This is a genomic window from Neisseria sp. P0009.S008, assembly GCF_051958615.1.
Classification (GTDB): Bacteria; Pseudomonadota; Gammaproteobacteria; order Burkholderiales; family Neisseriaceae; genus Neisseria; species Neisseria subflava.
The window spans coordinates 364,663-382,986 of the sequence record NZ_JBQCVG010000001.1; the positions used below are offsets into that span (position 1 = coordinate 364,663).

Annotated in this window: 13 protein-coding genes and 1 pseudogene; 4 read left to right on the plus strand and 10 right to left on the minus strand. The window is 52.6% G+C overall.

Annotated elements, in window-relative coordinates; genetic code table 11:
* Positions 1 to 89 precede the first annotated feature (89 nt).
* The 7 genes from hutW to ACTHSQ_RS01785 form a co-directional block, all read right to left on the minus strand.
* On the minus strand, positions 90 to 1,910 hold the full coding sequence (gene hutW / locus ACTHSQ_RS01755; protein WP_440371042.1) for a heme anaerobic degradation radical SAM methyltransferase ChuW/HutW: 1,821 nt from the start codon (positions 1,908 to 1,910) through the stop codon (positions 90 to 92).
* 274 nt (positions 1,911 to 2,184) lie between these two features.
* Positions 2,185 to 2,913, minus strand: a complete 729-nt coding sequence (locus ACTHSQ_RS01760; protein WP_440371043.1) for an ABC transporter ATP-binding protein — start codon at positions 2,911 to 2,913, stop codon at positions 2,185 to 2,187.
* A gap of 45 nt (positions 2,914 to 2,958) precedes the next feature.
* Complete coding sequence (locus ACTHSQ_RS01765; RefSeq protein ID WP_295864016.1) at positions 2,959 to 3,900, minus strand: FecCD family ABC transporter permease; 942 nt, start codon at positions 3,898 to 3,900, stop codon at positions 2,959 to 2,961.
* A gap of 142 nt (positions 3,901 to 4,042) precedes the next feature.
* Positions 4,043 to 4,834, minus strand: coding sequence for a heme/hemin ABC transporter substrate-binding protein (locus ACTHSQ_RS01770; RefSeq protein WP_440371044.1), 792 nt, complete (start codon positions 4,832 to 4,834; stop codon positions 4,043 to 4,045).
* Positions 4,835 to 4,907: 73 nt separating this feature from the next.
* Complete coding sequence (locus tag ACTHSQ_RS01775) at positions 4,908 to 7,106, minus strand: TonB-dependent hemoglobin/transferrin/lactoferrin family receptor (protein ID WP_440371045.1); 2,199 nt, start codon at positions 7,104 to 7,106, stop codon at positions 4,908 to 4,910.
* A 312-nt stretch (positions 7,107 to 7,418) separates the two neighbouring features.
* The gene (locus ACTHSQ_RS01780) at positions 7,419 to 7,604 is read right to left on the minus strand and encodes a hypothetical protein (protein WP_440375939.1); all 186 of its coding nucleotides are present in this window, start codon (positions 7,602 to 7,604) and stop codon (positions 7,419 to 7,421) included.
* Complete coding sequence (locus ACTHSQ_RS01785) at positions 7,591 to 8,040, minus strand: MBL fold metallo-hydrolase (protein ID WP_440371047.1); 450 nt, start codon at positions 8,038 to 8,040, stop codon at positions 7,591 to 7,593. Before ACTHSQ_RS01785 ends, ACTHSQ_RS01780 begins: the two co-directional genes overlap by 14 nt.
* Before the next feature lie 97 nt (positions 8,041 to 8,137).
* On the opposite strand from ACTHSQ_RS01785, the gene ACTHSQ_RS01790 reads away from it, so the two are divergent.
* Together ACTHSQ_RS01790 and ACTHSQ_RS01795 are read left to right on the plus strand one after the other, a co-directional pair.
* On the plus strand, positions 8,138 to 9,124 hold the full coding sequence (locus tag ACTHSQ_RS01790) for a GlxA family transcriptional regulator (RefSeq protein WP_003686346.1): 987 nt from the start codon (positions 8,138 to 8,140) through the stop codon (positions 9,122 to 9,124).
* 632 nt (positions 9,125 to 9,756) lie between these two features.
* Positions 9,757 to 13,003: pseudogene (locus ACTHSQ_RS01795) on the plus strand (TonB-dependent receptor domain-containing protein).
* Positions 13,004 to 13,222: 219 nt separating this feature from the next.
* Here the strand turns inward: ACTHSQ_RS01795 and nadC are convergent.
* Together nadC and ACTHSQ_RS01805 are read right to left on the minus strand one after the other, a co-directional pair.
* A complete protein-coding gene (gene nadC, locus ACTHSQ_RS01800; protein ID WP_440371048.1) occupies positions 13,223 to 14,104 on the minus strand; it encodes a carboxylating nicotinate-nucleotide diphosphorylase in 882 nt (293 codons plus the stop codon).
* Positions 14,105 to 14,179: 75 nt separating this feature from the next.
* On the minus strand, positions 14,180 to 15,118 hold the full coding sequence (locus ACTHSQ_RS01805; protein WP_440371049.1) for an NUDIX hydrolase: 939 nt from the start codon (positions 15,116 to 15,118) through the stop codon (positions 14,180 to 14,182).
* Between the two features lie 156 nt (positions 15,119 to 15,274).
* Here ACTHSQ_RS01805 and nadA point away from each other — a divergent pair, with 156 nt between their 5' ends.
* Together nadA and nadB are read left to right on the plus strand one after the other, a co-directional pair.
* Entirely contained in the window at positions 15,275 to 16,387 is a 1,113-nt protein-coding gene (gene nadA, locus ACTHSQ_RS01810) for a quinolinate synthase NadA (RefSeq protein WP_440371050.1), read from the plus strand.
* Positions 16,388 to 16,438: 51 nt separating this feature from the next.
* Entirely contained in the window at positions 16,439 to 17,947 is a 1,509-nt protein-coding gene (gene nadB, locus ACTHSQ_RS01815; protein WP_440371051.1) for an L-aspartate oxidase, read from the plus strand.
* A 59-nt stretch (positions 17,948 to 18,006) separates the two neighbouring features.
* Here the strand turns inward: nadB and ACTHSQ_RS01820 are convergent.
* A partial coding sequence (locus tag ACTHSQ_RS01820; protein ID WP_440375940.1) for an integrase core domain-containing protein occupies positions 18,007 to 18,324 on the minus strand: 318 nt, incomplete at its 5' end.

Genomic DNA, 18,324 nt, shown 5'->3' on the forward strand with positions numbered 1-18,324 from the left:
TGGGGTTCCTTTGTATGGTAGATGTTTGTTGTTAGAAAATCCGCTCCTCTATGCAACAAGGAACGGATTATCAGGCCGTCTGAAACTGTTTAAGCGGCATCAAACAATTTGCGCATGGCTTCGATTTGGTGTTGTTTCAACTCGCCTGCCTCATCGCGGCCGACGAAAATTTTAAACATGGCGCCGCCGTTGCGGTTGATAAAGTTGAGCGAGCAAGTGGCTTTGCCCATAAACGGGCGTTCCAAAAGGTAGATAGAGGCGCAGTTTTCGTAATAGATATGACCATGTACGCCGCCGTCGGTTTCGGGATGGTCAAAGTTGTAGAAACCGCGGCCGACTTTGCCGTTAGGCAGTTTGCCGCTGACTTCGACGATGGCATCGGGGGTGTGGGCGATGAAGGTAACGGATTCATTCCATGCGGCAACGGCTTGGAGGATTTCGACTATGCGGCTGCCTTCGGTTTGACGCACATTCTCTTCCGGCAGACAGCGGATAACGTCTTCAAAACTGCATTGGTTTTGCGCTGCCAGCATTTCCAGTACTTGGCCTGGATTTTTTTCCAATGATTGGCGCAACATGGTTTGTTGTTCGGCTGAAAGTTTTTGCATGGTTTGATCCTTTTCTTGAGTTGGAAGAGTGAGCATGAGTTTGCGGATAAGGGTGGGCGACCAATAACGGCCACTGGTATTCAAACGGATCAGGCCGTCTGAATCGGGTTCTTTAAAAAGCTGCATTTCCTGCCATTGGGCAATCAGCTTTTGCGCTGCTTTGTTGCCGTCGAACAATAATGGATTCAGACGGCCTGTTTCAATATCGTGCTGGACTTTGCTGAGCAGTGCTTTATTTGGACTATGGCCGCTCATAAACGTGATGTTTTTCTCGCCTTTCGGCGTGGCGAGATAACTCTCCAAATCGCCCTGCACCTGATAGCTGAAACCGCCGAAGTTACCGCCTGCGCCGGAGCCGAACGCCAAACAGGGAATATCGGATTTGATCAGGGTATTGTAGCGGTTGCGCTCGCCGCGGCCCGGATAGGCGAAGTGGCTGTTGCTGACCTGTTCCCAGCCTTTTTCCAGCAGTGTTTCAACCGTGTAGGCATATTGGTCTGCCTGAATATCAAAACCCGGCGGTGTCGGAAATGCGCCTTTTTCAATCATGCGGTTGATGGGCAGCATGGGATACAGGTTGAACGCGTATGTATCCAAACCGGACAAGGGCAGCTCGGCGGCGCGGGCGATATCGTTTTGCCAAACTTCATCGGTTTGATTGGGCAGGCCGAACATCAAATCGGCCACAATCACGGCATCGAGTTCGCACAATTTTGCCAAATATTCAAACGCTTCGTCGCCGCTGTGTTTGCGGCCGAGACGGCGGCGGATAGCGGTATTAAAGGTTTGCACGCCGATGGAAATGCGGTTGGCGCCTGCTTCGATGCAGGCCTGTGCTTTTTCCAAATCGAAATGGCTCATGCGCCCTTCGATGGTGAACTCGCAGTCTTCGGCAAGCGGCAGATATTGGTAGCAGGCACGAATCAGGCGGACGAGGTCTTCCGTAAGCAACGCGGTCGGCGTACCGCCCCCAAAATAAACGGCTCGGATTTTACCCTTGCCTGTACGGACTTCGGCTTCAGCGGCCATTTCTTCGATAATTTTGTCGGTGTACACGCTGCTTTGGCTGTCCTTCCACGCATTGCGGTAGAAGCCGCAAAAAACGCAATGGTTGGCGCAAAATGGAATATGCAGATAAGCAAGCGCGTCCACATCGGTGGCATGGGGAAGCTTTTTCTTCCAAATGTTCTGCCACTGGGGGCGCGGCATTGGAACACCGCCCCAAACGGGCATTAATGCCTGACGTTCGGGAAATGCCTTGGGCACGGATTGTTTCGGAGTCCAAACAAGCTGCTGTATCATGATAATGATTAATAAAAATTATTAATAAGATTTATATATTAAATAACCATCATCGTTTTCTTGTCAATATTTTTGCGTAATTTAAAATTAGTATTATTTTAAAATATTGTATTCTATAAATAATTAAATCTATTTCTATTTGATTGAAATCGGCATTTTATTTGTGAAATGCGCAAAATTTGGTTCTTCAAGTCAGGAACATCCTCCCATCTCGTTTCATTTTTGAACGATAAAATAAATTTTCTTTATCGTTTTTCAGACGGCCTGTTGGCGTTCAGCTTCTGAAATAAAACCCTGCTTCATCTTCGCAACGGCGTATCTGCCAACCATAAACCGATTCAAGCAAGTCGGGGCGCATCACTTCGCCTACCTTGCCTGATGCAACGACTTTTCCCTTATTCATCAAAATAATATGTTCCGCATAACGCGCGGCAAGGTTTAAATCGTGCAATACCATCATTGATGAAGCATGGTTTGAATGCCCGACCAAATACTGCATCAGGCGGTGTTGGTGGCGGATATCGAGATGGTTGCACGGTTCGTCCAAAAGCAAGACCGGCGCGTTTTGCAACAGGGCGCGGATGATGTTGGCGCGTTGTTGCTCGCCGCCTGAGAGCTTGCCGATGCGTTTATCTGCCAATGCCGTCAAATCAAAATAGTGGAGAAGCTCATCCGCCCATTCATGGTTCAGACGGCCTTTTTGCACAAATGACGCCAGAGCAATATATTCGCGTACGGTCATCGGCATGTTGTAACGCCCATGCTGCCCGACCCATGCCACCTTGCCTGCACGGACTTGCGGCGCGGCTGCTTTATCAAAAAGCGTGATTTCCCCCTGCCCTATTTGTCCGATTAGCGCCCTCAGCAAAGTGGATTTGCCCGCTCCATTTGGCCCAATAACGACAGTCATGCCGGCAGGAATCTCCAACCTATCAATTTCAAGTAAGGTTTTGTCGCGGATGCGGACGGAAAGATTGCGGATTTGGAATATGGTTTGTTGCATGGCAAAAGATTGGAACAGTGGATTTTCAGACGGCCTAATAAGGCATCAACGGCTTTTCAAAGGCTTGATAAACAAATACATAAAAAACGGTCCGCCCAATAAGGCAATCACGATACCGACCGGCAGATCGACAGGGTATGTCAGCCAGCGCGCCGCGCCGTCCACCACCATCAAAAACACTGCGCCCAACCAAGCCGACAGCGCAATCAATTTGCGGCGGCTGCCGCCGACGGTTTGCGCCAGCACATTGGGGATCATCATGCCGAGAAAACCGATGATGCCCGAAAGCGATACCGCCGCCCCCGTCATCAATGCCGCGCCAATTACGGTTTGCACACGCAATGCCCCAACTGATACCCCCATACTGGCAGCCGTGTCTTCCCCCGTCATCAAAACGTCCAGCCGCCTGCCTGCGGACAACAAAATCAGAAAACCGGGCAACATGACCGCGATTGCCGCAACAGGCGATGAGAAACCGGCTTCGGCAAGGCTGCCCGACAGCCATGTGGTCGCACTGCGCAATACCAAATCGTCAGATAAAAACAAAATCATGCTGACCACCGCGCCCGAAAACGCGCTCAACACAAAACCCAACACCAGCAATCCCAAAGTACCGCCGCCGAGTAGTTTGTGCACTGCCAAAATCAGCAGGCACACACCCAATGCACCGAGAAAAGCCGCCGCCGGCACACCCATCGCGCCACCGCCCAAAGCCAATAGCACAATCACGCCCAAAGCCGCCCCACCCGACGTCCCGATCAAACTCGGATCGGCCAGCGGGTTTTCAAATAAAGCCTGCAATGCCGCACCTGAAGCGGACAAACCGGCTCCGACCAAAAGCGCGGTATAGATGCGCGGTAAACGGATTTGGCGGACGGTTTCATCCATCGCCAACGGCGACTCCCACGCACCAAAACCGATGCCGCAGCACAAATAAACGGCGGCGGCAGTAAGCAGCAGGCAGAGGGTAAGGGTATGCGGTTTCATGACATCATGCGGTTTAAGCGGATTGAGGAACAGTTTCAGACGGCATTTTTAAGACAGCCGTTTTACTTCCTCCTCAATAAGAAGGAACAAATCAAGGCCGTCTGAAAACAAAAATCAGGCAAGGCGTTCAAAACAGGCGCATTTATTTCGCCAAACCGTGCAAACGCTGAACCACTTGCGGCGTATCCAGCCCGTAACGGAACATATCGTTGGCCTTCCACAAATAAATCTTGCCGTTTTTCGCGGCAGGCGAGCCGGCGATTTCGGGGCGTGCGGCAAAGGTTTTGACGTTGCCTATCATGGCGGTGTTGTGGTCGGCAATAATGATGATGTCGGGTTTGGCCGCAATCCATGCCTCACGCGTCATCGGTTTGAAACCGTCAATGGCGGCTGCGGCATTGATACCGCCGGCGCGGCGGATGATTTCGTCGGCGGCAGTATTTTTGCCCGATACGATGCGTCCGTCGTAGCTGAAGAGGTAGCGTTTGCCGCTGGAAGGCTGCTGTTTCATATCCGCCTGCCACTTACTGGCCAACTTGTCCGCCTGCGCGCTTTTGCCGATAAGCCGGCCGATGTTGCGGATACTTTGCGGATAAGCGGCGATGCTGTCATCGGGCGCAACATTGACGGCTTTAATGCCTGCTTTTTGCAGGTGGGCAAAAATATCGGCAGGCTGCGCCATCCATGAACCGATGGCAATGTCGGGTTTGGCGGCCACAATCGGCTCAACCGTCAGACGGCGATGAATGCCGATACTGGGCTTGTTTTTCAATGCCGGATTTTGAACGGTCTGATCGCGGCCGACGATTTCGTCCAATGCGCCGAGCGCGGCAACAATGTCTGCCGTATCGGGGGTTAACACGACGATGCGTTGCGCGTGTGCAGTGCCTGCCAACGAAATAAACGCGGAAAGCAGGAGGAGTTTGAATTTCATTGTTTTTTCCTTGTCGCATACTTTCAGACGGCCTGCTCATTTTCTCAGGCCGTCTGAAAACGGTTGAATCACATTAGAACTTAAGTTGTACGGTTGCGGCGAAATTGCGGCCGGTTTCGGTGTACAAGTCCATCACACTGGTACGGCTCATGCCGGCAACGTCTGCGTGCTGCCAGTATTTTTTGTTGCCGACGTTGTAGATGTTTGCGCCGATTTCGAGGTTTTTAAACGGCTTGTACCACGCGCCGACATCCCATACGCCATAACCCGGCGCTTGGAAAACAGTGTCGCTGCTGACGCGGCTGTGTTTTTTCGACCAGCGCAGCTTGGTACCCACACCCCATTTTTCCTGCGTGTAATCCAAGCCCAAAACGCCGTTGAGCGGATAAGCGGAATCCAACGGTTTACCGTCCTGCTGCTCACCGCGCATCCAAGCGATGCTGCCGGAGACTTGCCAGCCCGGCAGGAATTTGTAGGCGGCAGAAGCTTCGGCACCGTAGGTTTTAACACGATCAAGGTTTTGATATTGGTACTGGATAATCGGGCGTCCGCCAATGGTGGAGGTACCGATTTCAGTGCGGTTGATGAAATTGCGGTAACGGTTGTAGAACGCGGTGACTTGCGCACGGGCACGGTCGTTTTTGAACTTCATCCCCAATTCAAAGCTATTGGAGCGTTCGGATTTGAGGTTGGCATTGGGAATGACGGCATAGCCGTAGGTTGTGTTGGCAAATGCCATGGTCGCGCTGTCAAACGGCGGCGTGCGGAAGCCTTGGGAATAAGTGGCAAAACCGGTGAACTGCTCACCCATCGGCACGCTCAGGCGCAGGCTGGGCGTAAACGCGGAATCGTTGAAGCGGGTTGCCGTGCCGTCGGGATTGGCGTTGAGATAGGCTTGGTCGGTTTCAGTATTCAGCTTGTCTTTCTCGTAACGCAGGGCAGGAGTCAGGACGATGCCGTTGCCGAAGGTCAGGCTGTCTTGTGCGTAAACACTGAACGTTTTGCGCTTGCTGTCGGGGAAGGTTTTATTCGGATAGGTGCTGCCTGCATAAACTTTGCTGACGGCGCCGGTCAGGTTGTCCACGGTCAGGCTGTCGCGCGGACGGGCGGTTTCGGTATGTTTGTATTCGGCACCGGCAACGACGGTTTGTTTGACCGCGCCGTCAAATTCCCACACGCCGCGTCCGGTTAGACCGCGTATCACCTGCTCGAAGCCGTAATCGGAATAGCGGGTCGAGTTGCCCAGTTGGCGCGCGCCCATGCGGGTAATACTGACATCGACGGCATCGTCTTCCGTGCGCAGTTTTTGCTGATAGGCAGTCAGGTTGGCTTCTTTCAGACGGCCTTCGCCAGTGTAGCGGTAGCCTGCTTCAATGCGTTGGCGGCGGATGCGGTCGCGGGCGTTGCTTTCCGAAGTCGTTACCGTTACCGGCCCGCGCGATTGCGAACCCAAGCCGTTTGCCAACACGGTGTCGTTGGCGTGGTAATACTGTTCGTACAAGGTTTCAAAACGGTGACGTTCGTTGCCGATACTGCCTTTCGCCAAAATATTGTAGGCATTGTTTTTCTGCGGATTGGTGGCGGTGCGCGAAGTCGAGTAGCTTTTGTCGCCGCCCATGTTTTCCGTTTCGTGCCCTTGGCGACGCGTCAGCATCAGCAGGCCTTCGGCGTTTTCATGGAAACCGGCGGCTGTCGCCGTTACACCGTGGCTGCGGTCGCGGCTACGGTAGCCGTATTTCAGCCCAAAATAACCGCGTTTGCCCTCATCGACGAAATCACTCGGAGAAAGCGTCACCATATTCACCACACCGCCGAGTGCATCACTGCCGTACAGCGCGGAATAAGGGCCTTTGACAATATCGACCTGTTTGAGCGTGTCGCTTTCGACCATATCGCGTCCCGAAATCGCGCCGTTGGAACCGCCGCCCGCGTAGGACTCGGGAATGCGCACGCCGTCCACCATCATCAGGATGCGGTTGCCGTCTATGCCTCGGATATTGATACTGGCATGACCGCGGCGGTTGTTGTCTGACGGCACGCTGACGCCGGGCTCATACATCACGATATCGTCCAAATTCTGCGCCGAGGCTTGATTCAAGGTTTTACGTCCGACAACCGACACATTCGGCGCGGCTTTATCCAAGGTTTGCGCATTGCGGTCGGCCGTAACCACCACAGGCTCTATTTCTGCCTGAGCTACCGGCATCTGAGCCGCATATAACTGTCCGGAAAAAACCGCCCCTACTACACAGGCAATCGCTTTCTTTTTCATTACATAACCTTATTATTTAAATAATAATGGTTTGCATTTATAAAACAAATAGGCAGTTTTTGCAAGTTTGGGAACTGCAAGACAGCACTAACAAAGGTGCGGAGCATATGTATTCGTCTGACTACGCCTGCCTGCTCTAACCTGCCCATGATTGACTGATACGGCAGCGATGCGGCCGTTAAGCCATAAACGCAGTTTTCAGGCTATCTGAAAACCCTGTGCAGACTGCTTTTAAAGGCCGTCTGAAATCCGAAAAGCAGCCTGCACTTTGAAAAGCAAGGTGCAGGCTGCTTTAGGGTAATAAGCCGTTTATCAATCCAGTTTCAGGATTTCTCCGTCTTCCGGAACGTTCACACGGCTTTCAATGCCTTGACCGCGTATAAATTTACGCATATCGGCGCGGCTGACAGCGGTATGATTCACGGTATCCATGTGTACGGTGATGATTTTGGCTTTAGGCATGACTTGGCTGGCTTTTAATACATCAGCCGTCCCCATAATAATGCCGTCTGAAATGCCTGAAATCAGCGCGTAGCCCGTGTTCATAATCAGAAGTAAAGCCTTGGCTGCGGATTTTTGCCGCGTCGGCTTGGTGCTGCACATATACGGGCAGGTTTTTCGGAATGGAACGTGCGGCGGTTTCGTCCCAATGGTCTTCGTGAGTATGGGTAACGATAACCGCATCCACACCGTCCAAAATTTTATTCACGCTCATCGGCAGCCCGACCAGCGGCATTTTGGCTTGGCTGTTGAACGTGCCGGCAAAGCCGTTCATGGAATGCTTGGGGGCGAAAAACGGGTCAATCAAAAACGTCTGCCCCGCATATTCGACTTTGGCAGTAGCGTTACGGATATGTTGGTATGAATCGTCTGCCCAAGCGGAAAAGGCTGTCGCGCCCAAAACAGTGGCAAGAATAAATTGCTTGAATTTCATGATGTTGCTCCTTAAAAAATCATGTAGCGTATTTTAAGCAGCAGGTGCATCGGCTAAAATAGGCAATATTGCCAATAAACGCAAGGATAGTGCCAAAATGTCGTCTGAAAACGAGCGTAATGAGTTTCGCCAAAATCAAACTGTCCCAAAAATCGTGCTATATGCTCAATCGGGCATGAATGATTTTGTCTTCAACATTCCCTTTTCTGTTTTTCAGACGACCTATCGGGACAATCCACTCCTTGACCTGAAAATCTGTTCCGATGATAGCAAAGACGTCATCACGGCACTGGGCGCAAGCATTCCCGTACACGGCGGATTGGATTTGACGGAAGAAGCCGACATCATCGTCATCGCAGGCTGGCGCAATATTGAAGAAGCCCCGACACCCGAGTTGAGCGCACATTTACAGAAAGCAGTACAACGTGGTGCGCATATCACCGCCCTATGTTACGGCACTTACGCCCTTGCCTACACAGGACTTTTAGACGGCAGAACCGCCGCCACCCACTGGCTTGCCGAAGACGACTTTGTCCGCCGTTTCCCTAAAATTCATCTGGATACCAACCGCCTATATGCGGAAGACGGCAACTTTTTAACATCGGCAGGTGCGGCGGGCGGGCTGGATTGCTGCCTGTACCTCATCCGCAAAATCCACGGTGCAACCGTTGCCAACGACCTTGCCCGTACCTTGGTTGCGGCACCACACCGCGAAGGCGGGCAGGCACAGTTTATCCACCGACCTGTCGAACGTCGTACCGCCGATGACAAAATCAATCACTTATTGGACGAGCTGCGCCAAAACCTTGCGACCCCATACCGCTTGGACGATTTGGCAAAAAAATTAGCCGTTTCCCGTCGTACCTTTATCCGCCATTTTTCTCAAGCCACAGGCATGAATTTCGGTGAGTGGCTCACAACAGAGCGGCTATGGCAGGCGCAGGATTTATTGGAAAATACGGATTTGCCGATAGAACGCATCGCCGAACAAAGCGGCTTCGGCAGCGCGGCAAACCTACGTTTGCAGTTCAAAGCCAAGTTTAAAATCAATCCGAATGCCTGGCGGAAAGTATTTGGCAGATAGCTCGCGTTAGTCAATCCAAAATACCTGAGTGCGGGCTGCTTCGGAGGTCTCCACTGAAACCGAGTTTCCCGCCAAACTGCCGCAGGCGGAATAAAACGTGAAAGTCAGACAAATACTTGCCCAAGGCAGGCGTATTAACTTCATCTAATTCACGCCGCATACGGTGATTTCCGCTCTCTCTACAAAGGAACAGAGCATATGTATTCGTTACGCCTACCTGTACAAACACCACCAGATGACATTCCATCACAGCACCGTTTACCGCCACCTTCATCAAGATAATCGACAAAGATCGAAAGGCGCATCGCCGAAAAAACATTTAGCCACGGAACGCCAAGTGTTTTATTCTTGAATCTGTTCCAACCACTGGTACCCGAATGTTGCATTTGAAATCTGAATCCAAGCCTGTCTGAAATATTCAAATAAGTTTTTATTTGTTCCTCTTATCCCTCACCCTTCTATTTACCTCAAACTCAAAAAACATTTCCATATTATTAAAAATTAGTTAGAATTTCACAAAATTATAAATAATAATCAAACTTATTTGTATTATTTTAGTCAGAGTGTAATCGCATCTATTCGATCTGTCTCATTCAGACGGCCTTACCAATCAAGTTATATGGATACATTCTATGCAACCGATCAAAGTCCCCCCCTCTCCGCCTGTATCGCCGCCATTGGTTTCGTCCCTGCCGTTTATGCTGCAGACAATTCGACAGTTATTCTCGATACCATCACTGTCAAAGGCACACGCAATAAAGACGAAATCGGTAAAAACCGGGTTTATGCCCGCGAAATCGTCAATCTTTACAAGAGCAAAAACGAAGTCGAAACCTTCAAAGGCAACACCGGATCCGACCTTTTGAGCGGCATGTCCGGCGTGTACAGCGGCGCGCTGGATCCCAATATACGCGGCGTACAGGGACAGGGATGGATTCCCGTTACCATCGACGGCATGGAGCAGGCGATTACCGTCTGGCGCGGCTACGCAGGCGCAAACAAAGGCAACTACGTCGCCCCCAACATCATCAGCAGCGTTTCTATCGAAAAGGCCCTTCGTTCAGCCGTGATATGAAAAGCGGCATAGGCGGCTCCGTCGCCCTGAAGACCATCGATGCCGACGATATTGTCCCCGAAGGGCAGAAATACGGCTTTGAAGTGAAGGCGGAGGCTGCCAATAATTCCATCAAACAACGTGCCAATATCTATGAAAAATCAGTCGATTATCGGACATTGGATGATCCTACCGTCGCACTCGGCGGTATTTGGCGGGCAATGTGGGACGATACCGACCGAGTCAGCCAACGTTTTAGCGGACGCAATAAATTTGGTGAGGATAAAGCCTACCGTATTGCCGCCGCCACCAAGCAGGACAATTTCGATGCCATGCTCGCCTATACCTACCGCAGTAAAGGCAATTATTTTTCCGGTAAAAAAGGGGCGGAGCGCTACGGCTATATCGGTCCTTGGACACAAGAAACTTTAGACGAATTAAAACGTCGTCAAGAAGAAGCCGCTGCCAAGGGCAAAAAATTTTATGGCAGTGAAAACATGCTGGGCGCACCCGATATTTCAAAAATCGGACTTTTTTATCATCCGGGCGGGGAAGTCAGCAATACCTCGCTCGAAACCAAATCATGGGTAGGTAAAACCACCTTCCGTCTGCCGAACCGCCAAACGCTCAAATTCGGCCTGCGCCATACCGATTCCACGTTCGGCGAAATTATGCCTTCGCGCATTATCGGCCCCATCAGTTGGGATGCGTCCGTCCTCAACAAAATTGCCGAATGGCCGCAGGCATGGGTAAAACAGCGTTCCTACAATATCGACTATTCGTGGAAGCCCGAGGGCAGCCGTTGGATAGATTTCGATGCCACGCTTTGGACAACGCGCACCAAATCCAAAACCAATACCGCAGGTGGCTCACCCGGCGATACCGTTTATGAGGACAACAAATTTCAAATAGCATGGGATGAGTACGACAGATGGCAAAAAGCTACGCCTGAAGAGCGTCAAGAATTGCTGAATGCAGGTTTTGAAGTCCCAAAACCGCCCAAACCCGAAACGCCCAATACAAACGGCAGGTTCAACACTATTGAAGGCAACGCCTATTACGCCCGTAACAACCGTACAGGCTTTCAATTCTCCAACCGTATGAAATTGAGCGACAAACTGTCGTTGACTTTGATGGGCGATTTTCAAAATGAAAAACTGACATCGCGCAATGATTTTTCAGACGAGCTGGAGCGGGGAGGATACGACAAATATCGGGAAGAACTCGAAAACAGCACCATCAGGGCAAATTATGAATTGAACCAATACGGTGTACCTCGCAACGGCAAGCGGCGAGAATACAATCTAGGCTTCAATTTCCGCTACGAGCCGTTCCGCTGGCTGACATTGATGGCGGGCGGACGGTACACCAATTTTCAGCTTCAGGATAAAAGCAAACGTTTGGAAAGCGGCACGTATAAGACCGGCTATCCGTTAGAAATGAACAGGGGAATAAAATATTCGATCGGCAGGGTTGCCACACCGCAAGAATACGCGGATTACAAGGCAATTGACGATGCTTTGGCAAATGGCAGTCTTGATTATGCTTTATATATGGCGGACGAATATTCAGAACAAAGAAAAAAACATAAACAAATTAGCCTGTATTCGTTTCAAGTCAATTCGCAATATATTCCGACTTTGACAGATGATCGCGAAAAATGGGGCAATCCTAATGAAAAGGTGGATTTCTATTGGTTGAAAGACGATAAAGGCCGTCTGAATATGCAGGATCATCCCCTTACCAATGGCAGCATTCCTGATTTGCACACCAAAGTCGCCAATCCTGTATATGACTCGTCTATTCCAGACAGTCCGCAATTTGTACCTAAATACTACGCAGCCAGTGCAAGTGTTTACACAACGCCAATGACCGAAGCCGAAAGACAGAGGGCAATGAAGCAGAAAGGCAGCGGTTGGGTGCCCGCATTTTCTGCCACTGTCAATTTTACTGATTACAGCCGCGCCTACTTGCACTATACCGAAACCCTGCGCTACCCCAGCATTTTTGAAGGGACTTACGGCTTTTCTACCGCCGCCGGCTCATTCAACCGCATGGGCTATGGCTGGCGGCCCGAACACGCCAAAAACTGGGAAGTGGGCTACATCCATGATTTGACGGGACTGTTACCGAAAATGAAAAAAGCGGATTTCCGCATCAACTACTTCCATAACAAGACCAAAAACGTTATCGACAGGGACGACAATCTCGAATTCGAACAATTCGACAGACAAATCCGCAGTGGTGCCGAGCTGTCCACCCGCTTCGATACCAGACGCGTCTTCGGCAGCCTGAACGTATTCCGCAGCCTGAAAAACAAAATGTGCGACGAAAATTTCCCTTGGACATCCGCAACAGAGGGCATGGTTGATTCAAGCTATTTTGTGCAAAACGGTAAGACTATGAACCGTCCTGTCTGCAACCACGGCGGCTTGACTGATTCGGGCTATCTGGCAAGCGCGCTTCAACCACGCTGGTCAATTGATGCCGAATTGGGCAGCCGTTTCCTTGTCAACAAACTGGAAACAGGCGTGCGCTTCCATTACCACAGCCGCGTCTATGAAAACCGCAATGATGCGTGGCAGCCATTCTACGATGTGCGCAATAAATATCTGAATGACAATATGAACCCCCAGCATAACGATATGCGTTGGCAGCCTGTCGCCGTATGGGACGCCTACCTGCGCTACAAAATCGGCAAAAACCTGACTGCCGAGCTGGTGGGCAGTAATCTGACCAACCGCTACTACCTCGACCCGATGAGCCGCTCCTATCTGCCTGCACCGGGCAGGACAATACGCATTGGGATAACTGGAAAATGGTAATGACCAATTAATCATTTGGGGAGTAAAAAGGCCGTCTGAACATTGGGTTTTAGACGGCTTTTTACATGATGGCTTAGTTATGCCCTACTCTTTCATGTTATATGAAAGTTGAAGCTAACCTGCATAATTTTTATATCTTCTGCTTTGGAATTAAAAAGGCTGCCTGAAAATGAAACGTCAATATTTCAGACGGCCTTTGCTTTATAGCAAACTCGAAATCTATGCCACGAAATCCAACCCTATGTCTAACGAGCGGCTACTGTGGGTCAGATAGCCGAGGGCGATGCCGTCTACGCTGGTTTGTGCTACGCGTTTCAGGCGGTCGAAGCCGATGCCGCCCGATGCTTCGCAATAGATGGTGTGGGGATGGGTGGTTTGCGTGTGGCAGCGGTTTGCTGCTTCTTTCAAGGTTTCATCGTCCATGTTGTCCAGCAAAATCCGTTCCGCGCCCGCTGCGATGGCTTCATCCAGTTGTGCCAACGTGTCCACTTCAATTTCTACACAGGTCAACGGGCCGACCGCCTGTTTTGCCTGCCACACGGCTTGGGCGATGCTGCCGCAATAGGCGAGGTGGTTGTCTTTGATGAGCACGGCGTCGTCCAAACCCATGCGGTGGTTTACGCCGCCGCCCGCCCTAACAGCGTATTTTTGCAGGACGCGCAGCAGGGGGATGGTTTTGCGGCTGCACACGATGTCTGTACCGTATTCGGCGACTTCGGCAACGGCACGCGCGGTGGCGGTGGCGATGCCGCTCAAGTGCGTGAGGTAGTTGAGCGCGGTGCGTTCGGCGGCAAGCAGCGCGCGGGCGTTGCCTTCAACGGCGGCAAGCGTCTGACCTGCGCGGACGGCTTGCCCGTCTTGGATTTCGGCTTGGAAGCGGACGGACGGATCCATCGTCTGAAAGGCGAGACGCGCCAAGTCCATGCCGGCGATGACGCCGTCTTCACGGCTGACGAGGAAGAGTTTGGCGGTTTTGTCGGGCGCGATGACGGCGGCGGACGTAATGTCGCCGCGCCTGCCCAAATCTTCGCTCAAGGCTTGTTCCACCATGGGGCGCAACAGGGTGTCGGGCAGGGGGAAGAGGGTGTTTTCAGACGACATGGGGTTTCCTTTGTTGAAAAAGATTGATGTTGCACCGATGGGGAAAAACTTCATTTGAGGTCGTCTGAAAATGGGCTAACGGCTGCCCAGCGGCAGTCCGATATCAGAAATCAACTGATCGGGCAGGACATCGTCGCGGAAGCGGTAAAGCTGAGCAGGACGGCCTTTACTGCCTGATACGCCGGTATCCGACGGCTCGATAAGGTTTTGCTGCTGAATCTGGCGGCGGAAGTTTTGCTTATGCAGCAATCTGCCGCTGATGGCTTCGACGCTGTTTTGCAGTTGCAGCAGTGTAAATTCGGGCGGCATCAGTTCAAAAATCACGGGGCGGTATTTGATTTTGGCGCGTAGGCGGGATAAGGCTGTCGCCAGTACGCGGCGATGGTCGTGGCGCATGGGCTGCCCCGTGAGCGCGAAATCAAAGTTTGCCTGCGGCTCGGCGGCTTCCGCTATCAGGCCGCTTTCATACAGCATTTCATAGCGTTGCAAAACGTATTCTTCCGACCAGTTTTCCGGTTCTACCCCCCAGCACAAATGAATGCGCTTGAGCCGCTTTTGGCGCATTTCCTCCGTATCCGCCGAGTTTGCCCAAATGCGCAGGCGGCTGACGATGGTCTCATGTTGCCTACCGGCGCTACGTAAATCTTCCCACGGAAAATAGCAGTAGCAGTCCTGCCATTTCGCATCGGGATGCAGGATATTGTCGGCTGCCTCACGCACCAGCCCTAGATAGCTGACGTATAAGACAGGCAGGCCTTGTTCATCTTGGCGGCTCGTATCCACAAACGTGTAAAGCTGTTCTACATAGCCCATAGGCTGTGATGTCTGCTTGGCAACCCACATTCTGACCCCTGCCTGCAAGGAGTGGCGAAGCGGTGCAAGCAAGCCATTGGGTAATAACTCTCCCTGGGCAACTGTCAAAACCCTCAAGCTGCCGTTTGTAATGGCGATCAGTACAGGAACAAGCTCAACGATACTTTGCGGATTGGCCGCTGTTTCAGGATAGGCATCCATGCGTGGCTTTCACTCAAGAGAAAACCTTATTGTAAACCAAAGCGGTTTTCAGACGACCTTGCATATTATACTCAAGTTGAGCATAATATAAAAACAGTTTGAAAAACAGACGGCAAACCTTCATGCCGCCTCAAAAACCAGCTACAAGGAAACATCATGCAAACCGCCGCCCGCCGCTCGTTCGACTACGATATGCCCCTCATCCAAACGCCGACTTCCGCCTGCCAAATCCGTCAGGCGTGGGCGAAGGTTGCCGACACGCCCGACCGCGAGACGGCAGGCCGTCTGAAAGATGAAATCAAGGCTTTGCTGAAGGAGAAAAACGCGGTCTTAGTGGCGCATTATTACGTTGATCCGCTGATTCAGGATTTGGCTTTGGAAACAGGCGGATGCGTGGGCGATTCGCTGGAAATGGCACGCTTCGGCGCGGAACACGAAGCCGATACGCTGGTGGTGGCGGGTGTGCGATTCATGGGCGAAAGCGCGAAAATCCTCTGCCCTGAAAAAACAGTGCTGATGCCTGATTTGGAAGCAGAATGTTCTTTGGATTTGGGTTGTCCCGAAGAAGCGTTTTCGGCGTTTTGCGACCAACACCCTGACCGTACGGTGGTGGTGTACGCCAACACTTCCGCCGCCGTGAAAGCGCGTGCCGACTGGGTGGTAACGTCTTCGGTGGCGTTGGAAATCGTGTCATATCTGAAATCGCGCGGCGAGAAACTGATTTGGGGACCCGACCGCCACCTCGGCGACTACATCCGCCGCGAAACGGACGCGGATATGCTGTTGTGGCAGGGTTCGTGCATCGTCCATAACGAATTCAAAGGGCAAGAACTGGCGGTGTTGAAAGCGGAACACCCCGACGCGGTGGTGCTGGTTCATCCCGAATCGCCGCAAAGCGTCATCGAACTGGGCGACGTGGTCGGTTCGACCAGCAAACTGCTCAAAGCCGCCGTATCGCGCCCTGAAAAGAAATTCATCGTGGCGACCGATTTGGGCATCCTGCACGAAATGCAAAAGCAGGCGCCCGACAAAGAATTTATCGCCGCACCGACGGCGGGCAACGGCGGAAGCTGCAAAAGCTGTGCGTTCTGCCCGTGGATGGCGATGAATTCGCTGGGCGGCATCAAATACGCCCTGACAAGCGGACACAACGAAATCCTGTTGGACAGAAAGCTGGGCGAAGCCGCCAAACTGCCTTTGCAGCGTATGCTCGACTTCGCGGCAGGACTCAAACGCGGGGATGTGTTCAACGGCATGGGCCCTGCCTGATTTGCCGTCCATATTGCCGTTTCAGACGGCCTCTCAAACAAGGACAACACCATGCAAACCGATTGCGACGTATTGATTGCCGGAAACGGGCTGGCGGCACTGACGCTCGCCCTGTCTCTGCCTGAATCGTTCCGCATCGTCATTTTGTGCAAGAACCGGCTGGACGACACCGCAAGCCGTCATGCGCAAGGCGGGATTGCGGCGGCGTGGTCGGGAGAGGACGACATCGAAAAACACGTTGCCGATACCTTAGAAGCGGGCGCGGGTTTGTGCGACGAAGCCGCCGTCCGCGCCATCCTGTCGCAGGGCAAACCGGCAATCGAATGGCTGCTGGCGCAGGGCGTGGCGTTCGACCGGAATCATAACGACCTGCACCTGACGCGCGAAGGCGGGCATACCTGCCGCCGAATCGCCCACGTCGCCGACTACACGGGCGAAGCCGTCATGCAGAGCCTGATTGCCCAAATACGCCGCCGCCCGAACATCCGCGTTTGCGAGCAGCAAATGGCGTTGGACATCCAAACCGAATCAGGCGCGGCGTGCGGACTGACCGTCCTCGACTGCCGAACGCAAGAAACCTACCGCATCCGCACCCGCCATACCGTACTCGCAGGCGGCGGCTTGGGACAGATTTACGCCGCCACCACCACGCCGCCCGAATGCACGGGCGATGCCATCGCCATGGCGATACGCGCAGGCTGCGCAGTCGAAAACCTCGAATTTATCCAATTCCACCCCACAGGCTTGGCAAGGCCGTCTGAAAACGGCCGCACCTTCCTGATTTCCGAAGCCGTACGCGGCGAAGGCGGCATCCTGACCAACCAATCGGGCGAACGGTTTATGCCGCATTACGACCGCCGCGCCGAACTTGCACCGCGCGACATTGTTGCCCGCGCCATCGCCGCCGAAATCGCCAAACAAACCCAAGATTTCGTCTCGCTCGACATCAGCCGCCAACCCGCAGAGTTCGTCCGTCAACATTTCCCTTCCATCCATCGGCACTGCCTGTCCCAATGCGGTTTGGACATTACGCGCCAAGCCATCCCCGTCCGCCCCGTGCAACACTACACCTGCGGCGGCATCCAAACCGACCCCAGCGGCAGAACCTCCCTGCCGCAGCTCTACGCCTTAGGCGAAACCGCCTGCACCGGCTTGCACGGAGCCAACCGCCTCGCCAGCAATTCCCTGCTCGAATGCGTCGTTACCGCCAGGCTTGCCGCCCAAACCATCGCGGACGGACAAGCATTCCAAACCGCACTGTCCCAAAGGTCGTCTGAAAGCCCCTCCGCCGAAGCAGGCATCTTTTCAGACGACCTCCAAAACACATTCAGCCGCCCCGTCCTGCAAGCGTTCAACCAACACCATCTCGGCATCCTCCGCAACGATACCGGCCTGAGCCGCGCCATCGCCCAACTGAGGCTTTGGAAACAAAACCAAGCCGAACCGCACACCGCGTCCGAATACGAAAACCGAAACCTGCTCGAATGCAGCCTCGCCGTCGCCCAAGCCGCATACAGGCGGAGACAGAACATCGGAGCACATTTTAATAGTGATTGTTAAGGCTGATAGTGAAAACATTTCTTCAATAAATAAAGTCATGTAGAAAATAACCGCGTTGTTTACACCACAGGTTGAGAAAAATAAGCCTGCAAGACCTCAAACGGCGTATCGCCGTTCAAACTGCGGTGCGGCTTCACAGTGTTATAGAAATTAACAAAGCGGCACAACTCCTTTCGCCGGTGTTCCGGACTGTCAAACAACTGTTTCCCATGCCACATCTCCATCAGGGTGCGGATAACCCGTTCCGCCTTACCGTTGGTCTGCGGACGGGCAACCCGGGTAAACTTTTGACCAATCCCGTTCTCATAACAGGCTACACCGAAAGCATGGTTGGCCGAGCCTTTATATTCCGTACCGTTGTCGGAGTAAACGCACTC